Annotated in this window: 24 protein-coding genes; 4 read left to right on the top strand and 20 right to left on the bottom strand. The window is 53.6% G+C overall.

Features of this window, described 5'->3' with window-relative positions; genetic code table 11:
* Positions 1–467: 467 nt before the first annotated feature.
* Positions 468–986: an Hcp family type VI secretion system effector gene (locus ACT3TJ_RS12300; RefSeq protein ID WP_087105289.1), complete on the top strand. Its 519-nt coding sequence runs from the start codon at positions 468–470 to the stop codon at positions 984–986.
* Between the two features lie 74 nt (positions 987–1,060).
* Here ACT3TJ_RS12300 and ACT3TJ_RS12305 read toward each other — a convergent pair whose 3' ends face one another.
* From ACT3TJ_RS12305 to rpsT, 12 genes are all read right to left on the bottom strand, one after another.
* Positions 1,061–2,083 (bottom strand): tryptophan--tRNA ligase, encoded by a 1,023-nt coding sequence (locus tag ACT3TJ_RS12305; protein ID WP_444622230.1) that lies wholly within the window; start codon positions 2,081–2,083, stop codon positions 1,061–1,063.
* A gap of 64 nt (positions 2,084–2,147) precedes the next feature.
* Entirely contained in the window at positions 2,148–2,657 is a 510-nt protein-coding gene (locus tag ACT3TJ_RS12310) for a PilX N-terminal domain-containing pilus assembly protein (RefSeq protein ID WP_441676543.1), read from the bottom strand.
* Positions 2,654–3,130, bottom strand: coding sequence for a PilW family protein (locus ACT3TJ_RS12315; protein ID WP_441676541.1), 477 nt, complete (start codon positions 3,128–3,130; stop codon positions 2,654–2,656). The genes ACT3TJ_RS12310 and ACT3TJ_RS12315 overlap by 4 nt, the downstream gene beginning before the upstream one ends.
* The gene (locus ACT3TJ_RS12320; RefSeq protein ID WP_441679794.1) at positions 3,120–3,563 is read right to left on the bottom strand and encodes a type IV pilus modification PilV family protein; all 444 of its coding nucleotides are present in this window, start codon (positions 3,561–3,563) and stop codon (positions 3,120–3,122) included. The genes ACT3TJ_RS12315 and ACT3TJ_RS12320 overlap by 11 nt, the downstream gene beginning before the upstream one ends.
* Complete coding sequence (locus ACT3TJ_RS12325) at positions 3,564–3,968, bottom strand: type IV pilin protein (protein ID WP_441676537.1); 405 nt, start codon at positions 3,966–3,968, stop codon at positions 3,564–3,566.
* 37 nt (positions 3,969–4,005) lie between these two features.
* Positions 4,006–4,983: a 4-hydroxy-3-methylbut-2-enyl diphosphate reductase gene (ispH, locus tag ACT3TJ_RS12330; protein ID WP_087111239.1), complete on the bottom strand. Its 978-nt coding sequence runs from the start codon at positions 4,981–4,983 to the stop codon at positions 4,006–4,008.
* A gap of 73 nt (positions 4,984–5,056) precedes the next feature.
* Positions 5,057–5,503: an FKBP-type peptidyl-prolyl cis-trans isomerase gene (gene fkpB, locus ACT3TJ_RS12335; protein WP_172118959.1), complete on the bottom strand. Its 447-nt coding sequence runs from the start codon at positions 5,501–5,503 to the stop codon at positions 5,057–5,059.
* Between the two features lie 81 nt (positions 5,504–5,584).
* Positions 5,585–6,115, bottom strand: a complete 531-nt coding sequence (gene lspA / locus ACT3TJ_RS12340) for a signal peptidase II (RefSeq protein WP_444622231.1) — start codon at positions 6,113–6,115, stop codon at positions 5,585–5,587.
* The gene (gene ileS, locus ACT3TJ_RS12345; protein WP_444622232.1) at positions 6,108–8,963 is read right to left on the bottom strand and encodes an isoleucine--tRNA ligase; all 2,856 of its coding nucleotides are present in this window, start codon (positions 8,961–8,963) and stop codon (positions 6,108–6,110) included. Before ileS ends, lspA begins: the two co-directional genes overlap by 8 nt.
* Positions 8,947–10,029 carry a bifunctional riboflavin kinase/FAD synthetase gene (ribF, locus tag ACT3TJ_RS12350; protein WP_444622233.1) on the bottom strand — a complete coding sequence of 361 codons (1,083 nt, stop codon included), beginning with the start codon at positions 10,027–10,029 and terminating at the stop codon, positions 8,947–8,949. The genes ileS and ribF overlap by 17 nt, the downstream gene beginning before the upstream one ends.
* A 160-nt stretch (positions 10,030–10,189) precedes the next feature.
* On the bottom strand, positions 10,190–11,779 hold the full coding sequence (gene murJ, locus ACT3TJ_RS12355) for a murein biosynthesis integral membrane protein MurJ (RefSeq protein ID WP_444622234.1): 1,590 nt from the start codon (positions 11,777–11,779) through the stop codon (positions 10,190–10,192).
* A gap of 110 nt (positions 11,780–11,889) precedes the next feature.
* Positions 11,890–12,156 (bottom strand): 30S ribosomal protein S20, encoded by a 267-nt coding sequence (rpsT, locus tag ACT3TJ_RS12360; protein WP_009097974.1) that lies wholly within the window; start codon positions 12,154–12,156, stop codon positions 11,890–11,892.
* Positions 12,157–12,673: 517 nt separating this feature from the next.
* Between rpsT and cls the strand changes: the two genes are divergently transcribed.
* A complete protein-coding gene (cls, locus tag ACT3TJ_RS12365; protein ID WP_441679802.1) occupies positions 12,674–14,128 on the top strand; it encodes a cardiolipin synthase in 1,455 nt (484 codons plus the stop codon).
* Positions 14,129–14,191: 63 nt separating this feature from the next.
* On the opposite strand, the gene ACT3TJ_RS12370 is transcribed toward cls, so the two are convergent.
* The 7 genes from ACT3TJ_RS12370 to ACT3TJ_RS12400 all read right to left on the bottom strand — a co-directional run bounded on the left by ACT3TJ_RS12370 (position 14,192) and on the right by ACT3TJ_RS12400 (position 18,882).
* Positions 14,192–14,764 carry a PIN domain-containing protein gene (locus ACT3TJ_RS12370; protein ID WP_441679804.1) on the bottom strand — a complete coding sequence of 191 codons (573 nt, stop codon included), beginning with the start codon at positions 14,762–14,764 and terminating at the stop codon, positions 14,192–14,194.
* On the bottom strand, positions 14,764–15,219 hold the full coding sequence (locus tag ACT3TJ_RS12375; protein ID WP_441679806.1) for an excisionase family DNA-binding protein: 456 nt from the start codon (positions 15,217–15,219) through the stop codon (positions 14,764–14,766). Before ACT3TJ_RS12375 ends, ACT3TJ_RS12370 begins: the two co-directional genes overlap by 1 nt.
* 106 nt (positions 15,220–15,325) lie before the next feature.
* Positions 15,326–16,081: an amino acid ABC transporter ATP-binding protein gene (locus ACT3TJ_RS12380; RefSeq protein WP_441679808.1), complete on the bottom strand. Its 756-nt coding sequence runs from the start codon at positions 16,079–16,081 to the stop codon at positions 15,326–15,328.
* Positions 16,078–16,746 (bottom strand): amino acid ABC transporter permease, encoded by a 669-nt coding sequence (locus ACT3TJ_RS12385; RefSeq protein ID WP_444622235.1) that lies wholly within the window; start codon positions 16,744–16,746, stop codon positions 16,078–16,080. Before ACT3TJ_RS12385 ends, ACT3TJ_RS12380 begins: the two co-directional genes overlap by 4 nt.
* A gap of 80 nt (positions 16,747–16,826) precedes the next feature.
* Positions 16,827–17,603: an amino acid ABC transporter substrate-binding protein gene (locus tag ACT3TJ_RS12390; protein WP_444622236.1), complete on the bottom strand. Its 777-nt coding sequence runs from the start codon at positions 17,601–17,603 to the stop codon at positions 16,827–16,829.
* Between the two features lie 246 nt (positions 17,604–17,849).
* Positions 17,850–18,539, bottom strand: coding sequence for a hypothetical protein (locus ACT3TJ_RS12395; protein ID WP_444622237.1), 690 nt, complete (start codon positions 18,537–18,539; stop codon positions 17,850–17,852).
* Between the two features lie 142 nt (positions 18,540–18,681).
* Positions 18,682–18,882, bottom strand: coding sequence for a hypothetical protein (locus ACT3TJ_RS12400; protein ID WP_441679812.1), 201 nt, complete (start codon positions 18,880–18,882; stop codon positions 18,682–18,684).
* A gap of 157 nt (positions 18,883–19,039) precedes the next feature.
* On the opposite strand from ACT3TJ_RS12400, the gene ACT3TJ_RS12405 reads away from it, so the two are divergent.
* Positions 19,040–19,255 (top strand): hypothetical protein, encoded by a 216-nt coding sequence (locus tag ACT3TJ_RS12405; RefSeq protein ID WP_193056972.1) that lies wholly within the window; start codon positions 19,040–19,042, stop codon positions 19,253–19,255.
* Positions 19,255–19,998 carry a zeta toxin family protein gene (locus ACT3TJ_RS12410; RefSeq protein ID WP_193056973.1) on the top strand — a complete coding sequence of 248 codons (744 nt, stop codon included), beginning with the start codon at positions 19,255–19,257 and terminating at the stop codon, positions 19,996–19,998. The genes ACT3TJ_RS12405 and ACT3TJ_RS12410 overlap by 1 nt, the downstream gene beginning before the upstream one ends.
* A gap of 135 nt (positions 19,999–20,133) precedes the next feature.
* On the opposite strand, the gene ACT3TJ_RS12415 is transcribed toward ACT3TJ_RS12410, so the two are convergent.
* A complete protein-coding gene (locus ACT3TJ_RS12415; protein ID WP_444665783.1) occupies positions 20,134–20,367 on the bottom strand; it encodes a hypothetical protein in 234 nt (77 codons plus the stop codon).
* Between the last annotated feature and the right edge of the window lie 185 nt (positions 20,368–20,552).

Consider the following 20,552-nt stretch of genomic DNA (forward strand, 5'->3'; position numbering starts at 1 on the left):
TATCCGCGAAGAACGCAGCATATTAGAGCAAGACTTAAATATTATATTTTTAGAAAAGGCGCTTGTAAGAAATATCTTACAAAAACTATCAGTGATGGCTTACATGATTACCCACTTTTAAGCGCAATCTTCATGGAAAGGAAACAGAATAAGAGGAGGCCAAGGCTGTTTTTAGCTGTAAAACAGGCCAAGCCAATAACAAACACGAACAACACTACTTACCCAAAGATACAAAAAGAATCTTTTTATACACAAAGTTACGCACATACCTATTTCTAGCGCGAAAACAAGCAATTTATTGCCAGGCAGGCAAGGAGTTGCTTGAAAACAAGCGAACCATTGCCTAATTATAACTAACTAAACAAATAACCCTATGAATAATAAACAAAAAAAAACAATGGCATAGCACTTGCCCTCTATATTCGTGTCCACTGGACATTATTCACTTTTTCGTCAAGGAGCAGACTATGCCAACACCATGTTATATCAGCATCGAAGGCCAAACTCAGGGCAACATCACTGCCGGTGCTTTTACACCTGATTCCGTAGGCAACATCTACGTTGAGGGCCACGAAGACGAAATGCTGGTACAAGAGTTCAAGCATGTCGTCACCGTGCCAACTGACCCGCAGTCAGGCCAGCCTTCCGGTCAGCGCGCCCACAAACCCTTCGTTTTCACAGTTGCTTTAAACAAGTCTGTGCCACTGATGTATAACGCTCTCGCCTCTGGTGAGATGCTGCCCAATGTGGCACTGAAATGGTACCGCACCTCTGTGGAAGGCAAGCAAGAGCACTTCTTCACCACGTCGCTGACGGATGCCACTATTGTTGATATCAACCTGCGCATGCCGCACGCTCAGGACATTAACAAGTCAGAATTCACCCAGTTGATGGATGTCTCCTTGGCGTACCGTAAGATTGACTGGGAGCACACCGTTGCCGGCACCTCTGGCTCGGACGATTGGCGCGCACCTATCGAAGGCTAAACCTTTTCGATGCTCGCATTAAAAAAACCCCTTCCAATTGGAAGGGGTTTTTAGTTACTCAGCCGCTAATAAGCTTAAATAAAACGCCCAAGGCCGACCGCTGAGCGCAGTTTATCCATGGTTATCGCGGCCTCCTCCCGAGCGCGCTGAGCACCTTTTTGCAGCACCGCTTCAATATGGGCAGGGTCATCCATTAGCGCATTGTAGCGCTCGCGGGGTTCGCTCAGTTGCGCATTGATATACTCAAACACCTGGTTTTTAGCATCGCCCCAGCCAATACCGGCGGCGTACTGTTCACGCAGAGCAGACGTTTCGCTCTCATTGGCAAATGCCGCGTATATCTGGAACAGGGTGCAGGTATCCGGGTCTTTCGGCTCGCCGGGCTCAAGCGAGTTGGTCTTGATTTTACGCACCAGCTTTTGAAGCTTTTTCTCGGGTGAGAACAGCGGAATCGTATTGTTATAGCTTTTGGACATTTTGCGCCCGTCCAGCCCTTTCAACACTTCCACCTTCTCATTCACCACCGCTTCGGGTAGCGTAAAGTACTGCCCTTTATAAAGGTGGTTGAACCGCCCGGCCATATCACGTGCCATTTCGATATGCTGAATCTGATCGCGCCCTACCGGCACCTTTTTGGCGTTGAACATCAGGATATCGGCAGCCATCAATACCGGATAGCCAAAAAGCCCCATGGTGATGCCTTTGTCCGCATCCTGGTCGCCTGCTTCTTCGTTCTCAGCCACGGCGGCTTTGTAAGCGTGGGCGCGGTTCATCAGGCCTTTGGCACACACGCAGGAAAGCATCCACGAGAGTTCTTGAACTTCCATCAAATCAGACTGGCGGTAAAAAATGGCGTTGTCGGTATCCAGCCCAAGCGCCAGCCAGGTAGCGGCAATTTCCAGGCGTGACGCTTGCACGCGCGCAGGGTCCTGGCACTTGATCAGGGCGTGGTAATCCGCCAAAAAATAGAACGACTGAACATTGGGGTCCTGGCTTGCTTCAATCGCCGGTTTAATAGCACCAACGTAGTTGCCTAAGTGCGGTGTACCGGTCGTCGTAATACCGGTTAAGACGCGGGTTTTAGCAGTTTGACTCATTGTGTTTAGGCTCTTGGGCAAATAGCCCTATCATAACGCGCAGATTTACGCGTGGCGAATGCCATCAGCGCAATCCTGCCAGCCGCCACGTTGCTTCTTCCGGGCTTTGCCTCACAAAAACAGCGTGTGTACTGGCAGACGTACCACCGCTTCTGGCCGTGATGGCAACGCGCTGATCCGCCAGCCGTTCAATATCAATGATGAGGTCATCAAGTAATAGCCTTTGGCCCTCGGCTTGCGCTATTGGCAATGCCTCAAGCAGTACGTTGAGCGCCTGGCGTGGCAACAACGCCTGACTATCATCGCTTTGCAACTGTCGCTTATCACCGATATTGAAGGCGGGTGGATACGTTAGTAAACGGTTCAAGAAGGCATCCCGCGATGCTGCATACTGGCGGTCCGACAAGACAGCCAGCAGACTCTCATCCAGCATTTGGGCCTGAACGGCAATTCGAAAATTACCCGCCAAACGCTCATCGACTAACGCCGTCCGCATACTCGCTACGCCCAGTAGCAGCGCGGCAGAAAGAAGTGCCATAACGATCACCAGCGCAGCCCCCTGCTGATGCTTCATGGGCTGCCCTCCGTGGCGGGAAGGGATGTGAGACGCGTGATAACGTGATCACGCTGCATCACATGCCATACAAACGGTGCTTGGCGCTCGCCCGCAAATTGGAGCGTTATCCGATAAAGCCCTGTTATACCATCGACGTCTTTCTCAAACAGGCTAAGCGCGTCGCATGCGTGACTGCCTTTATAAAGCCCTTCTATCAAGGGCTGGCTGTTATGGCGTAATGCACAGGTGGTCGCATCGACCAGCGAGTCATTGATCTCATACTGGCCTGCCTTGCCTTTACGAATGTCCCGGGTGAGCGATTGAACGGCAAAAACAAGCGCTTCCTGCTCGCGACTGATGGCCTCGACGCGCTGAAAGGTCGTCACAGTGGTTAACAAAAGCTGGCCTGCGCCCAAAATAATAATGGCGCCGATCACCATCGCGACCATCATTTCAACCAGCGTAAATCCTCCTTGGCGCTTATTGAGCATTAGGCGCCTCGCCAGCATAGCGCGCTTCAATAAAGGGCAAGGTAAACACGTAGTCAAAATGGTCAGCCGCTTGATTGGAAGGCCGTGCACGCATCGTAATGGAGACGGTCAATTGGCAGCCTCCGGATACAAAAGCGCTATCAACCGTGCCCGTTGCACCGTTAAGCGGTGCTTGTGAAGGCGTAAACCACTCGGCCTGCCAGTCACTCTCCAGCCCCGCCGTGAGGTGTCGGCAGTTCTGTTTCGCCGCCAACTGCGCCCAGGCGCGCTCCTGGGCATCCAGAGCTGCCACACTTGCCACGGAGTATTGGTAGCCCGAAGCGGCACTTTGCAGCGACGTTAGCTGAATGGCGGCGATGCCGATCAGCCCAAACGCCAGCAAGGCCAAGGCAATTAACACCTCAACCAGAGTAAACCCCTCTTGGCACCGCACTTACCAGCACGTCTCGGGCAGGCGTTCACCTTGACTACTGAGCGTTATGGCTTGGCCACAGCCGTCTTTTCGCTCAGTCGACGCGCTTAGCACATAGCGACCATCCTGGCGTTCAGAATAGGCAATGCGATAATGCCCGCTTGGTGACAGGTGGGGCATTTCACACTCCTGGTAGGAGTAGGTTCGGGCGTGACAGCGCGCTAGTTCAGCCGCCGCCTGCCTTAACCCCGCATGCGCATCCGTGCGCAGGGATGTTTGCAGGTAGCGGGAGTAGGCAGGGTAAGCCATGCCAGCGATAAGGCCGAGAATGCCCATCACCACCACAAGCTCAAGAAGCGTAAAACCGCGCTGACGCTCTATCGAGCGGCCTGCGCGAATAGAGTAAGGATAAAGCGAAAACCTCACGTGATGCTCCTGCATCAGCCACCGCATACGCAGTGCATCAGCTGCTGACGATTACCTGCTCGCGCAGCTCTTTGGGCATGGAGAACGTAATGCTCTCCTCGCGGCCTTTTAGCTCTTCCGGCATGGAAGCACCCAATGACTGAAGCTTGCCAATTACGCCTTTCACCAGCACTTCCGGGGCACTGGCACCCGCCGTTACGCCGATGCGGCCGACGTTTTCAAGCCACGTTGGCTCAATCTGGTCGGCATTATCTATCAGGTACGCCGGTGTTCCCATACGCTCGGAAAGCTCGCGCAGGCGGTTAGAGTTGGAGCTATTGGGGCTGCCCACTACAAGCACTAGATCACTGTCCGCCGCCAGTTCACGCACCGCGTCCTGGCGGTTTTGCGTGGCGTAGCAAATATCATCTTTACGCGGCCCACTGATCTCGGGAAACCTCTCGCGCAGCGCATCAATCACTTTGGCCGTGTCATCCATCGACAGCGTCGTTTGGGTCACAAAGGCAAGGCTGGAAGGGTCATTGACCTCCAGGTTGGCAACGTCCTGCTCATCTTCCACTAGATAGATGCGGCCGCCATGCGCCGTGTCATAGCGCCCCATGGTGCCTTCTACTTCGGGGTGGCCTGCGTGCCCAATCAGCACGCACTCGTGTCCCCGCTTGGCGTAGCGCAAGACTTCCAAATGCACCTTGGTGACCAGCGGGCAAGTGGCATCAAACACTTTCAGCCCACGCCGGTCAGCATCGGACTGTACGGCTTGAGACACGCCATGCGCAGAGAAAATAACGATCACGTCATCCGGCACTTCGTCGAGCTCTTCCACGAAGACAGCCCCACGCTCGCGCAGCGTTTCCACCACAAAGCGGTTGTGGACAACTTCATGGCGCACATAGATAGGCGGTCCGAACACATCCAGTGCACGGTTGACGATGTCTATAGCGCGATCCACGCCGGCACAAAAACCACGCGGATTGGCCAATTTGATCTGTATGGGCTGTGCTTGCGTCGACTGCATAGTAATGCCTTGATGCGTTACCGCACCGTTTAGTGAATAAGAACCCAGCTAATGCTAAAGCCAATGTTAAAGACTAGTGCGTTGTAACCGGTTTTACATCCAGTACGTCAACCTCAAAGGTTAACGTGCGCCCCGCCAACGGATGATTAAAATCCACCTCGACGCGGTCGCCTTCAATGGTTTTGACCACACCAGGCAATTCCGTTCCCGCTTTATCGGCAAACGACATCACCATACCAATTTCAGGCGTTTCATCGCCAAAATCAGCGCGCTTTAACGTCTGGATATTTTGCGGATTGTGCTGCCCAAAGGCATGCTCGGGAGAGACCTGAAAAGTACCTGTCTCGCCCGTTGTCATGCCTTTAATCGGGTGCTCAAAGCCGGGTGGCAAATTGCCGTCACCGTACTGAAAGGTGGCCGGTGCCTTCTCTTTGGTAGAGTCCACTACCGTGCCATCTTCAAGTTTCAGGGTGAAGTGCAGGGTCACTTCCATCCCCTCATCAATCAGGTAATCACTCATTACACTGCTCGCTATGTGGTAAGGCCCTGGCATACTGCCACCAGGGCCTGATTAAATGCTAACCGAGTTAGAGGTCGCGGGTTACTTCGTTGAGTGGGCTTGTTTACGCCGCCGGTCACCCATCACTGACTCCCAAATCAACCCAATGGCCCCCAGAGTAATCCCGATGTCTGCCACGTTAAAGGCAGGATAGTACCAACCAGCCACATGAAACGATAAAAAATCGACCACGTAGCCATGCACCAGGCGGTCATAGAGATTCCCAAGCGCCCCACCGATAATCAGCGGAAGCGAAATGGCCAGCAGCTTTTCATCGGCTCTAACACGGGAAAGCCAGATGGTTAAGCCCACGCTTGCGCCAATCGCGATGACCGCAAAAAACCAGCGCTGCCAACCAGGGTGAGAAGCCAAAAAGCTAAAGGCCGCCCCCGTGTTATGCATTAAGGTGAAGTTAAAAAACGGCAGCACTTCTACCGGCTGCAGATACCCCAGCTGGCTGCTGGCAATCGCCTTGGTGGCCAAATCCAGCACAATCACGGCAACGGCCAACCACAGCCAGCGCAGCGGCTGGCGCATGGGCAGCCGCGCGTTGGACGAGACCGACTCAGGCATAGTGACGCACCTCACCCGGGCCATCCGGCAGATTAAGAATCGAGCGCTTGCACAGCGTGGGATGCTCAGGATGCGTGCCTACGTCCGGGCGGCGCTCCCAGCTACGTTCGCACTTCTCAAACGCACTGACGACCACCGCCACTTTGAGCCCTTCTAGCTCGCTGTAGGCAGATGCCTCGGCATCCGCCAGCGGCTTGAGGGTCGCTTCCGAGGTAATCAGCACAAAGCGTAACTCGTCGCCCAACTGTGACAGCAACACATTGAGTTCGTCGCTGACGTAAAGGGTGACTTCGCTGTCCAGCGAGCCTTTGATGGCTCCTTCGCTACGCGCTTCTTCCAAGCGCTTATTCACCGCCTGCTTGACCTCTAGCACTGCTTCCCAGTATTCACGCCCCATCTCGGCGTCAGCATCAAGGGGCTTCAGGTCGGTATAGTAGGTTTCCAGCAGCACGCTGTCGCCACGCTTGCCCGGGATATGCTCGTAGATCTCTTCTGCGGTGAAGGAGAGAATCGGAGCGACCCAACGCGAAAGCGCCTCGATAACATGATAGAGCGCGCTCTGACAGCTGCGGCGTGCCAGCGAATCAGCCTGCGTGGTGTACTGGCGATCCTTGATGATATCCAGATAAAAACCACCCAGGTCGCGCGCGCAGAAGGTATGCACCTGCTGATACACATCCAGGAAGCGGTACTCTTCATACGCTTTCTGAATGCGCTCTTGTAGCTGCAGTGCGCGGTCGATGACCCAGCGATCCAGAGCGATCATATCCTCAAAAGCCACCATGTCGCGCGCCGGGTCAAAGCCGGTCAGGTTGGCCAAAAGAAAGCGCGACGTGTTGCGAATACGCCGATACACGTCCGCTGTACGCTTGAGGATCTCATCCGACACGGCCATTTCATTGGAGTAATCCGTCGAGGCCACCCAAAGGCGCAGAATGTCGGCACCCAGCTTGTCCATCACCGACTGCGGCGCGATGACATTACCCAACGACTTGGACTGCTTACGGCCTTGCGAATCGACGGTAAAGCCGTGGGTCAATAGCTGACGATACGGCGCGTGACCGTCAATTGCTGAACCGGTCAGTAGCGACGAGTGGAACCAGCCGCGGTGCTGGTCAGAGCCTTCCAGATACAAATCAGCTCGCGGGCCGCTTTCATGGCCATGCGGATGAGAGCCCCGCAGCACATGGCGGTGCGTGGTGCCGGAGTCAAACCAGACATCCAGCGTATCAGTCGTCTTGTCGTATTCGGCGGCTTCCGCACCCAGCAGCTCAGCAGCGTCGAGGCTGAACCAGGCATCAATGCCTTGCTCCTGCACGCGTTTAGCGACTTCTTCCATCAGCTCAATGGTGCGCGGATGCAGCTCGCCGGTTTGCTTATGCAGGAAGAACGGAATCGGCACGCCCCAGTTACGCTGACGCGAGATGCACCAGTCCGGGCGGTTAGCGATCATGCTGTGCAGACGCGCCTGGCCCCAGGCGGGCGTGAACTGGGTCGCCTCGATGCCTTCCAGCGCGCGTTCACGCAGGGTTTTACCGTCTTTCCCCTGAATATCCATGCCCACAAACCACTGGGCTGTCGCGCGGTAGATAACCGGCGTTTTATGGCGCCAGCAGTGCATGTAGCTGTGCACGATGGGCTTATGCGCCATCAGCGCACCCACTTCGTCAAGCTTGGCGACGATGTTGGGGTTGGCTTTCCAGATCATCTGGCCGCCAAAGAACGGCAGATCATCAACGTACACGCCGTTGCCCTGTACCGGGTTCAGCATGTCGTCAAAGCTCATGCCGTGGGCGCGGCAGGTATTAAAGTCATCCAGGCCGTAAGAAGGCGCGGAGTGAACGATACCGGTGCTGCCCACTTCCGACTCGACGTAATCAGCCAGGTAAACTGGCGACAGGCGATCATAGAACGGGTGGCGGAAATTGATCAGGTCTAGCTTCTCGCCTTGAGTGATGGCAATGACCTCACCTTGCAAACCAAAGCGCTCAAGACAGCTTTCGACCAGCTCTTCGGCTAGCAGCAGCAGGCGCTCGCCGGTATCGACCAACGCGTAGGTAAATTCGGGGTGAACGTTCAGCGCCTGGTTGGCAGGGATCGTCCAGGGCGTGGTGGTCCAGATCACCACCGCCGCCGGCTTGGGCAGCTCGCTCAGGCCAAACGCAGCGGCCAGCTTATCGGCATCTTCCACCGGAAAAGCGACATCAATCGCGTCGGACTTTTTGTCTTGATACTCGACTTCCGCTTCAGCCAGCGCCGAGCCACAGTCAAAGCACCAGTTAACCGGCTTCAGGCCTTTAAAGACGTAGCCCGCTTCGACCATGTCGGCCAGTGCGCGAATCTCGCCTGCTTCATTGGCGTAGTCCATGGTGCGGTAGGGATGATTCCAGTCACCAATAATCCCCAGGCGCACAAAATCAGCCAGCTGTGTTTCAACCTGAGCGCCCGCGTACTCACGGCACAGCTCACGCGCTTTTGCAGGCGCCAGGTGCTTACCGTGCGTGGTTTCTACTTTGTGCTCAATGGGCAGGCCATGGCAATCCCAGCCCGGCACGTAAGGCGCATCAAAGCCCGCCAGGTTTTTCGATTTAACGATAATATCTTTTAAAATTTTATTAACGGCGTGACCAATATGGATACTGCCGTTGGCGTAGGGAGGGCCATCGTGCAGTACAAACAGCGGTGCGCCAGCACGCGCTTCGCGCAGGCGCTGGTACAGGTTCATATCTTGCCAGCGTGAAACGCGTCCCGGCTCCTGCTTGGGCAACATGCCACGCATAGGAAAGTCGGTTTCAGGCAAGTTTAGCGTGTGCTTATAGTCCATGGTTCGGTCAGCCGTTGTTAGCATCGGCAGCGTCATCCGCCGAAGAAGGATCAGAAGAAATTGTCTTGGAAACCTGAGTCTGGGAGGCCTGAGCCTTGGAGGCCATAGCCTCACGCCCAAGCGGGGCCGAGGCTAGCGGCAGCGCGTTATGACAACCAGTGACGGCCGTCGCAAAGTAGCGATGTGCCTGGGCCTGGTCGCGCTCAATTTGCGCTTTTAGCGCATCAAAGTTGTCGAATTTCACTTCCCCACGAAGCCGCGCACAGGGAAATACCGTCATGCGTTTGTCGTAGAGATCACCGTCAAAATCAAACAGGTTGACTTCCAGTGTGGGCCGCTTGGAGCCAACCGTCGGCCGAAAGCCGACGTTAGCAATACCGTGATAGCGCTGGCCGTTTTCAAGCGTCACCCCAACGGCATAGACACCGCGCAGCGTTAAGGGCTGAGGCAACAGGGGCAGGTTCGCCGTGGGCACACCAATGGTGCGGCCAAGCTGCTGGTCACGCACCACACGCCCATCCAGCGAATACGCCCGCCCTAACAGATTGGCTGCTGCGGCAAAGTTACCGCTGGCAAGCAAGGTACGTACGCGTGAGCTTGAAACCCGCTCGTTCTCAACCGTAAAGGTGCGGGTATGTTCAACCCCAAAGCCCTGCTCTTCGCCCACCGCGGCCAGCAGCGTAAAGTCGCCCTGGCGGTCACAGCCAAAACGGAAGTCATCACCAACGACCAGATGCTTAACACCCAGCCCTTCGATCAGCACCTGATCAATAAATTCGCGCCCGGTCAGGCTTCTAAGGGCATTATTAAACGGCAGGCACAGCACCTGTTCAGCGCCGTATTGGCCCAACAGACGCACCTTTTCACGCAAGCGCGTTAGCCGTGGGGGTGCCTGGTCACCGGCAAAATACTCGCGCGGCTGGGGCTCAAACACGACCACGGTTAGCGGCACGTTTAGGCGTGCGGCGTGCTCGCGGCACTGCTGCAAAATTGCCTGATGGCCACGATGCACACCGTCAAAATTTCCAATGGTAGCGACGCAGCCACGCTGTGCCGCTACCAGATTGTGCAGTCCTCGAATGACGCGCATGGCACCTCAGCCGTTAATAATTTGCCGCTCCCAAGCCTTGTTGGGTTTGGGTGAAGCTTAAAAAGCTCTGATTATAGCGAACCTACCGTGATATATGTCTAACTCTCTGCCGATTCAACGTGACTTTTAAGCGTTCGGCCACGCATTGCCGCTGTACGGCCTAGCTCTGCATTTTAAAATGCCGTGGCCGCAGGCCCAGCGCAGTAAGCCAGACAACATAAATCCCGCCCCCTAAACCTACCAGCCCGGCCACCCAGGCAACACGCTGCCACAGGCTAAACGCAAGCCACGCGTGCCACTCTGGCGACACCATATAAAGCGCGGCACACATCAAACCGCTACCGCCCAATAGTTGCACCGCGTACCGGCCCCAGCCCGGCTGAAAAACCAGCACGCCCTGCCTGTACAGCAACACTCCCAGCATACCCGCGTTCAAAAATGCCGACAGCGCCGTGGCGAGCGCCAACCCGGCATGGGCAAGCGGCCAAATCAACATCAGGTTGAACACCATATTAGCGACCATGGCGATAATACCCACCTTCACCGGCGTTTTGGTGTCCTGGCGGGCAAAAAAACCAGGCGCCAATATCTTAATCAGCATAAAGGCGACCAAGCCAAAGGCATAGGCACGCAGGCTCATCGCGGCCATCTGAATATCGTGGTCGGTCATTGCGCCATAGTGAAATAGCGTGATCAATAGCGGCTCGGCCAATACCGCCAGCGCCAGTGCGGCAGGCAGGCCCACCAAAAGCACTAACCGGATCGCCCAGTCGAGCATGGCGGCAAAATGCGCCTTTGACTGTTCAGCGTGGCGCTTGGAAAGCGCGGGCAATATCACCGTTGCTATCGCCACGCCAAAGACGCCGAGCGGCAGCTCTACCAAGCGGTCAGAGTAGTAAAGCCAGGAGACACTGCCCGCCACCAGCAGTGACGCCAACACCGTATCCAGCAGCAGGTTAATTTGCGAGACCGAGACCCCAAACAGCGCCGGGCCCATCAGCTTTAAAATGCGTTTAACGCCTTCATGAGCGAAGTTCGGCCAAGGCGTGGGCATCAAGCCCAAACGCATTAAAAACGGCACCTGGAAAATCAGCTGGGCAGCACCTGCTATCAGCACGCCCCAGGCCAGCGCCATGGCGGGCTCATCCATTAACGGCATTAAAAAGAGCGCGGCGCCAATGAGTGACAGGTTGAGCAAAACCGGCGTAAAGGCGGGCACTGCAAAACGGTTCCAGGTATTTAGCACGCTGCCAGAAAAAGCCGTGAGCGAGATCAGCAGCAAATACGGAAACGTGAGGCGCAGCATATCGGCGGTCAAGGCATGCTTGGCGGGGTCACTGCCAAAACCGGGCGCAAACACCCAGATAAGCCAGGGCGCGCACAGCATCGCAAGCGCGGTAATCAAAGCCAGCAGTGCGGTTAAACTACCGGCTACGGCGTTGAGTAACTCGCGAATTTCCTGCTTACTGCGCTGGGCCGAGTACTCGGAAAGGACCGGCACAAAGGCCTGGTTAAAGGCACCTTCCGCAAACAGGCGCCGCAAAAAATTAGGAATTTTAAAAGCGACAAAAAAGGCATCCGCGCCATTCCCGGCGCCCAAAAGCGTCGCCACCACCACGTCACGGATCAGGCCCATCACGCGAGAAAGCATGGTCATGGAGCTAACCACCAGCCCCGAGCGCATTAGCCCACGGCGTGGCGGCGCGCCAGGCGTGGCGGAAGTTTCATTCGGCGGCGTGTTTGAGGTCATTTTTGGATCCATAGGCGCGGATGGCCAATACCCATCATAGAGTCATTAGATAAAACCATCAGACACAAAAAAACCGGCCGTAGCCGGTTTTTTTTATGGCGCCTGCCGGCTTACGCCGCCAGTGCCTTAATACGCTTGTTCAAACGGCTTTTCAGGCGCGCTGCTTTCTTCTTGGACAGCACGTCTTTATCAGCAATACGGTCAACGACCGGCTGCATTACCTTGAACTCTTCCATCGCCTTGCCGTGGTCGCCGGTGTTGATCGCTTTGATCACACGCTTGATATAGGTGCGGACCATGCTGCGCTGGCTGGCTTTCAGGACGCGACGAGTCTCGGCCTGGCGGGCGCGCTTGCGTGCTTGCTTGCTGTTCGCCACAGGTATCTCCTTGGAGAATAAAGGTTGCCGCAAATTCGGCAACGGATTAACTATGTGTTCGCCACGCTCATGTTCACTTTAAAAGCTGCCCATAACGCGACTTTCCTTAACAACCAATTGATTCGACAAGCCTTTAAGCTCTGTCAAATAGTGTGACCGGCAGTCAAATTGCCTGCCCGTCCACGGGTCTTGTCTGAGAGGATGGCGTAGTCTATCACGCACTATTCTTGCTTGCCACACGTTGTCAATGTTTTATTGCATCAGCCAGCTAGCCGAATGGTTTACAAGGCGCTCTCAAAAGAAGCGACATGGACTTTGCCCAGCATCTTCTACATTATTGCTATTAAATATAAAAAACCGGTGTTTGCAGCGGCGTTCTTTGGCGGCCGATCCGCTAGCTTATTTACCTCTGAGGCCTGCGTTAGCCGCACGGCCCCCGTGGCTACTAATGGAGGCCCTATGGCGCTCAGGGATAGTCAGACTCTCGAACAACTTCACTATTAAAGACGGACTCACTATGTCGGATTTTTCTCTTTGGTTTGCCGCTCATATGCTGGCCTACGTCGCCCTGGTGATCCGCGTGCTGACGGTAGAGGGCAAAGAGCCCGCCTCCCGAGCCGCATGGATATTGATTCTCTCGTTTCTACCTGGTTTAGGCATCATTGCTTACCTGCTACTTGGCGAACCATGGATATCGCGCCGTTCACGACGAAAAGCAATTGGCACCGTCACACGGTTGGTAAAAGCCTATAACGTAGGGAAAACATCGGCTCTGGAGCATGTGCCAGACCGTTTTCGGCCTGCCTTTCGCGCCTGCGAGCATTTGGCGCATAGCGGCGTCACTGACCACAACACCGCCATGTTAACCGCCGACTCCAATGCAGCGATCGACGCGATGGTGGAAGACTTCGATGCCGCCAAGGAGAGCATTCATATCTCCTTTTATATTTGGCTTACTGACAACAACGGGCTCAAGATTGTAGAGGCCGTTAAGCGCGCGGCTGAACGTGGCGTGACATGCCGCATCATTGTGGACGGTATTGGTTCGCGAGCGCTTACCCGTTCGGAGCACTGGGCCGCAATGAAAGCCGCCGGTGTTCAACTGTGCATATCGCTTAAGGTCTCTTTTGGGCTTGACGCACTGCTTGGAAACCGCGCAGACCTTAGAAACCATCGCAAGATCGTCGTGGTGGATAACCGACTAACCTACTGCGGAAGCCAGAACTGCGCCGACCCCGAGTTTCGCGTCAAGGCAAAGTATGCACCCTGGGTGGATATCATGCTGCGTTTCGAGGGGCCAGTAGTGATGCAAAACCAGCTGCTGTTTGCGGCCAACTGGTTGATCGAATCCAACGAGCACCTTGATGTTGCCTGGGAAGTACCGCCATCCTGCACAGAAACCAGCACGGAAGCCATGAACAGCGCCAGCGCGGCTATTGCCTTTGGCACCGGGCCGCTGTCACCTAAAGGCGCCATGTCGGATGTGTTTTCCAGCCTTCTGCACTGCGCCCAGCATGAAGTCGTGATTTCGAACCCCTACTTTGTTCCGGACGCCTCGTTGCTTTCGGCGCTGATTGGCTGCGCCAGGCGCGGCGTTCAAACCACGCTCATCCTGCCCCAGCGCAACGACTCCTTCGTGGTAGGCGCCATCAGCAAAGCCTACTATGCGCAGCTTGTTGCCGCTGGCGTGAAGATCTTTGAATTTCGCGGCGGCCTTTTGCACGCAAAAACACTGGTGGTGGATGAAGCAGTGGCGCTAGTCGGCTCGGCGAACATGGACCGACGCAGCCTTGAACTTAATTTCGAAAATAATATTCTACTGCACTCCCCCGACGTAGCGAAAAGCATTAGAGAACGCCAAAACACCTGGCTTTCCGATGCCAATGAAGTGGTCCCCGACCAGGTCATTCATCGCTCGTTGTTACGCCGCATCGGCGATAACGTTGCCACCATTTTCAGCCCGGTGATGTAATCGATGCTCATCGGCTAGTGCCCCGCTGCCCACGACGGGCAGCGGTGAGCTGCTGAAAAGCGCTTATATCAAAAGTTTCATGGGTCGCAAACTACCAACCAGGTTGGGTAGCCTTTGATTCAGCAACACATCCAGATATTCATCAGCGGTGAAAGCCGGATTATTGAGGCTTTTACGATGCTGCTGTAGCGCTTGAATGACGCTACCAGGATTCAAAGCAAGCATATCTACTAAAAATTCATCAGGGTGTATGGCTCGAATGTCATAGGAGTTGAGCATTTCACTGGGGAAATCCTTAAGATTAAACGTGATAATTGCTTCAGCGCCGCAGTGAATAGCGCATGCAAGTACATGCCTATCATCCGGGTCTGGTAGTTTTAACCCATCAATCAAAAGCTCAAACCCTTCAACCAGCCCGTCGCGGGTATGGCTATCCATCAATTCACGCACGCGTTCAAGCTGCTCTCTCGTGATATCACTACGCTGCGCCAGCAAACTGCGCATCCACTCCTCATGTATTTGACGTGACCAGCGAGCTCGATATAGGTCTGTAATAGCCAAATACATCAGCAGGCTTCTGAGTGGTGCGGGATATAATACACAGGCATCATATACCACTGTGTAATAAGAACTCATTAATACCCTAGCCCCATGGATTGATCGAGCCTTGCTAACTCAGCCAGCGACTCAAGGCGTTTTTGATCGAGCTGTTGCTTGTACGCCATGACATCCGAATATTTAACTTTACGTCGATTGCCGACACGATGAAACGGAACACGCTGCTCATCAAGTAGCTTAATGAAGGAAGGACGCGACATGTTCATGACATCCGCCGCTTCCTGGGTTGTCATCTCCGCATGTACAGGAATGAGCTTGACCATGTTCCCATCGCCCAATTCGGTCAAGATATCCACCAATAGACGAAGCGCGCTGGCCGGCACCTCAACCTGGTGCGTTTCGCCGTCTTTATTGATAACAGCGACTTTTTGGGTAGGCGCTTTTGTCTCAATGTAAGCGGCAAGCTCACGGCTTGATAGCTTGGCCAGAGCGGCTTCTTCGGCATTAGGTAACTGACTAGCTAGCGCGTGCATCGGTTTTCTCCATAGGTGCTTCGATACTCAACGCTATAACTCTAGCACTATTCGAATTATTCGAAAACCGATATTTACATTTTACAGCATTCATAACCACATGCTGTTAAGGCAGCGGCTGGCCTGTTGGGGCAAGGATTTTGCGCAGAAAATGCTGCGTGCGCGGGTCCTTGGGGGTGGTGAACAGCTCCTCGGGCGGCGCTTGTTCAATAATTTGCCCTTCATCCATAAATATCACGCGATCCGCTACGTCACGCGCAAACTGCATCTCGTGGGTAACGATAATCATGGTTTGCTGCTCGGCGGCAAGTTGCTTCATCAAGCTCAGCACTTCCTCCACCCATTGCGGGTCCAGCGATGACGTGGGCTCATCAAACAGAATGACATCGGCGTTCGCGGCCATGGCGCGGCCAATGCCGATACGCTGCTGCTGCCCGCCAGAAAGCGCTGCCGGGTAAGCATCGGCTTTATCTGAAAGCCCGATCCGCTCAAGGATTTCCCGGGCACGTGCATGGGCCTTTTCCTTGGGAATTTTATCAACGACGATCATGCCCTCGCTGATGTTCTCAAGCGCCGTTTTGTTGGCAAACAAACCATAGTTTTGAAAGACAAACGCGGTACGCCGACGCAGCTTTAAAATATCGGCACGGCTCGCCTGCTGCGCATCTACGCGCACATCGCCGACGGTAATACGCCCCGACTCAGGCCGCTCTAAAAAGTTAATGCAGCGTAATAGCGTTGACTTACCCGTGCCTGAAGGGCCAATGATGACAATGATCTCGCCCCGCTCAAGCGACAAATCAATGTCGGTGAATACATCTTGTTTACCAAAGCGCTTGGTAACGGCCTCAAGCGAGATCATCGTTGGTACGCCTTATTCAGGTAAATTTCCAGGCGACGCTGCCCCCAGGAGAGAATTTCCACTATGACCCAGTAAATCATCGCCGCGAGTAAAAAAGCCTCCAGGTAGAGAAAGCTGCTGGCGGCCTCTTTTTGTGTGGCTCCCATCAATTCTGTGACGCCCAGCGTAAAGGCCAGCGACGTCGCCTTGATGATATCAATGAAGTAGTTCATCAATGTGGGCGTCGCCACACGGGTCGCCTGGGGGAGAATAATACGCCGCATTAGCTGCGACTGCGTCATGCCGATAGAGAGCGCCGCTTCTGTCTGGCTGCGGTCAATCCCCACAATGGCCGCCCGAATAGACTCAGCCATATAGGCGGAAAAGTGCAGCGTCAGGCCCATGACAGCGGCGGTTATGCCGTTAATCGACACCAACGCCTCCACCAGTTGGGGCAACCCGTAATAGAACAGAAAAAGCTGAACCAACAGCGGTGTGCCGCGGAAAAACGAGATAAACAGCAGCGAAAAGCCGTTCAACACCGGCACACGGGTCACGCGAATCACGGCCAGAAGACAGGCAAACACCAGCGCCAACAGCATGGCAAGGGTTGCCATTTCAAGCGTGAGTGGCACATAGCTTAAAAGGACCGGTAACAGCCCCCACATATAATCCAGGTTTAGCATGTCAGCATCGCTTATAAGCAAAACGGCCGTGGATTACCCACGGCCGCGTTCAATACAGGCTTCCGTTTACAGCGTAGCGGTTATTCCGGCTGCTGCGTGATATCGGTATCAAACCATTTTTCGGAAATTTCACGCAGTGTGCCGTTATCGCGCAGCTCAGTTAGCGCTTCATCCACACGGTCGCGCTGGGCATTGCCTGCCTCGTTGTCACGAAACGGCAGCGCATTTTCGATAACGGTGAAGGGTTGGCCCGCCAGTTCCAACGGCAAACCGCGCTCCTTAATCACCTGAGTCGCACTAACGCGGTCCATAATAAAGGCATTGGTGCGCCCCAATGCTACGTCCTGCTCTACGTTGGATTCGTAGGTGCGGATATCAATTTCGTCGGCGTTCGGCAGCTCGCGCAACAACTGCTCGTAGTTGGAGCCCAGGTTAACCGCAACCGATTTACCGGAAAGATCCTCAACGCCGTTAATAGCATCGTTACCCTTCCGGACAACGACCTGCGCACCGTCATACACATAGGGCGCCGTAAATACATACTTGGCTTCACGCTCCGGCGTTATCGTTATCTGGTTGGCAATAGTGTCGATGCGGCCAGAATCCAACATACCTGCTAGTCCCGAAAAACTCGCCGTGACAAACTCGACATCATCACCGGTGACCTCCCCCACCGTGTTCATGACATCGACCTCAAAACCCTTGAGTTCGTCGCGCTCCACAAAGGTAAACGGGAAATAGCCGCCCGACATGCCCACTCGTAGGGTATCTGCCTGGGCCTGAACCGCAGCAAAACCACCTGCCACACTTAAGGTAAGCGCGGCGACTAACGTGTTTAAACGACGTGATCGAGTCATCAGAAGCATCCTCATCGGCAAAGATCATTTGCCTTTTGCAGAGTGTAGGCGTGGCAGGCGCAAAGGCAGCGTAGCCGTTACACGCACATCATAAACACAAAAAAGAATATTAAAAATAGTTTTATGCATTGAGGTTATTAGAGTTTGGCCAGCGAAACCAACCTATGCTATGTGTTTGATAGCAGGCGCTAATAGAAAGGTAGCTACAAATTACCACCACGCTTAATAGCGCAGTCATAACGGGCATTAACCGCCAGTAATATCCCTGAAGGTTTTACGCGAGGCTGGCTGGCGCTCTTCATCAAGCAAGGCCCCACCTAACGCGGCAAGCTCTTCACTCAATTCCACCATTTTGCCCAATTGCACTTTGTCAAAACCACGTTTGCGCTTGGGCTTATTGAGGATAATGCTGACCCCGCCCAGCAGGTGGTCCTCTTGTTGGAACACCTCTTCTGTAGGCATCAAGCCAGGCGGATACGCGTTGGCAATACGTAAGGGGTTTTGTGGAGTAACGCCCAATGCCACATAAATTTTCAACTCTGCATCGAAGTAAGCGCCCCATTTATCCAGGACTAATTGCACCTTCTGATTAAGCTCAATGCTCGGCTGTTGGAACATTACGTAAAATACATGCGTAGGTATCTCTTCAGGCTTGCCAATGGGTTCCTCCAGGAACGGCTCTTCTTGCTCAGGCAAGTCCATAGGCACACGTTCTTCTATAGGCTTTTGGCTAGGCTGTGAGCGTGGGGGAACCGCAGGGGAAGCCGCGGATTTTTCATCACGTTTACCCGCAACTGTTAGCCAAAAGCTATTCCGCTCCCCCAGCCCCAGCGCCTCTCTTTTACACACAAAAAAATAGCCTACGATCACCAACGTATTAAAGCTTAACCACCCGGCCCCAATGGCGCAGGTCAGCGCCAGCGTATGCGCATTCATTTTTAATATCCCACTTTTTTTGTAAGAGGGTAAGTATCGACCAATAATAGGGAAAAGCAATTTTAGCGAGCTAGGCAATTAGTGGCATGATGGAGAACACGAGCAAGGCAAAACACCCGTTGCATGTGTGTAAAATTAACCGCTAGCGGTCGTTTTCCAGCATCGCTAACGTATGGTCGTGCTGCTGCTTGATCGCTTTATCGAGAATATCGAGAAGGTGGGCATAATCATCAGGCATAGTTGTATCTAGCCCGTGGGCTTCGGCCTGCTCGATGGTTGTTTGGGTTTCGCGTATGACGCTTTCCAATTCCAGTGCTACACGCTCATGCTCATCAGGCGTCATACCTATCGTCATCCTTCATTTGCGCACTGTTTATGTGGCTACCCTAACGACTTTTATGCGCGGCCTTCAATGCGCAAGACACGAACATAGCCCTGGCGCTTTCCCCCCGCCATTTGTAGTATGCTATATAGTGAACCCATTATGTGAAGGAGTTCCCATGGTTATCATGCAAGATGCAGAACAGCGATTTGCAGCACAGACATCGCTTTACACACGTCGTGCATACCAGGCATCATTAAATAGCGGCCATACCGTGGTTGAAATAGTCGATGACAATCTTGTTGAAACCTCACCAGACGGCAGTGTTCGTTTTATAAGAAAGGCACCGCCTAAGCACAAGGTTTCAATTGATATAAAGCTCAAGGTGACCTGATGGCCGAGACGCCACGGTTGCGTATGTTTGCTGGGCCTAACGGCTCAGGAAAAAGTACGATCAAGGATGTCATCCCCACTCATCAAAAAGGGGTTTATATTAACCCTGATGACATAGAAAGTAATGCCAAAGAGTCAGGTACTCTCTATTTCGAGGACTACTCGGTTTATTTATCCAGCACGGCTATCAAGCACTACTTCTATCAGTCGTCATTAACGTTAAAAGCGTCATTAGCACCGCAGCTTGATGCATTAGTCTTTGCAGACAACTGCATTAGATTCCCTCCCTCCTTACCACCAAATTCTTATATTGCGTCTATTGCCTCTGCACTTATTCGAGAGCAACTCACTGCGTCTAACATCAGCTTCACCTTTGAAACAGTCATGTCATCAGAAGACAAGATTGACGTACTGAAAGCGTCTCGTGCTAAAGGTTTTAAAAACTACCTTTACTATATTGCTACCGACGACCCAGCGATCAATGTTCAGAGAGTGCATAACCGAGTAAAAACCGGCGGTCACCCCGTACCTGAAGAAAAAATCCGTCAGCGTTATGATCGCTCTCTTGATTTACTCTTGAAGGCTATCAAGCTTGCTGATCGTGCTTTTATATTCGACAACTCGGGCACTCAAGACATATGGCTAGCGGAAGTAACCCCCAATGGCGACATTCAGCTAAAAGAAGAGAACCTGCCCGACTGGTTCTATCGAAGTGTTATTCAGAAACTGTCGCCTTCCTATTAGACAACATAGCCCAGGCACGTTGGCACTACTTTCATCGAGGATATAGAAACGCTGTGTGTCATCATCAGGCATGGTTGTATCAAGCCCGTGGGTTTCGGCCTGCTCGATGGTTGTTTGGGTTTCATGGATGAGTGCTTAACGAGCTTGCGCTCGCCGATAAAGCTGGGCAGCACTTTCAATCGCCATTGCCTCGAACGCGTCAAGCGTTAATAGCTGATCATGGCGCTTATCTTCTACCACGGCATTCAACTCTTTCTGATAACGCTTTAACAAATGCTCCAGGTTCATACGGATCATGGTCAGTTCCAGCTGAAACTCCGTTTTCAGCGTGTTTATATGCGCAATGCTTTCCAGTTCCTGGTTAGCCATTAGCGCTTCATCAAGGGTGCCCCCCCACCAGCTTTTCGAGGGTATCAAGCTTAGGCACTACGTCATAAATAACATCGTAGGCTGAAATAGTCGGCACATTCGTTTTCATAAGTTCTTCTAAAAAATGGCCCCTTTAAGAAGCCTATTTATAATGTCTAATAATAAGGCATGAGCTTTATCCTCAA

This window comes from Halomonas sp. AOP30-A1-24 (genome assembly GCF_052378165.1).
Lineage (GTDB): Bacteria > Pseudomonadota > Gammaproteobacteria > Pseudomonadales > Halomonadaceae > Vreelandella > Vreelandella citrativorans.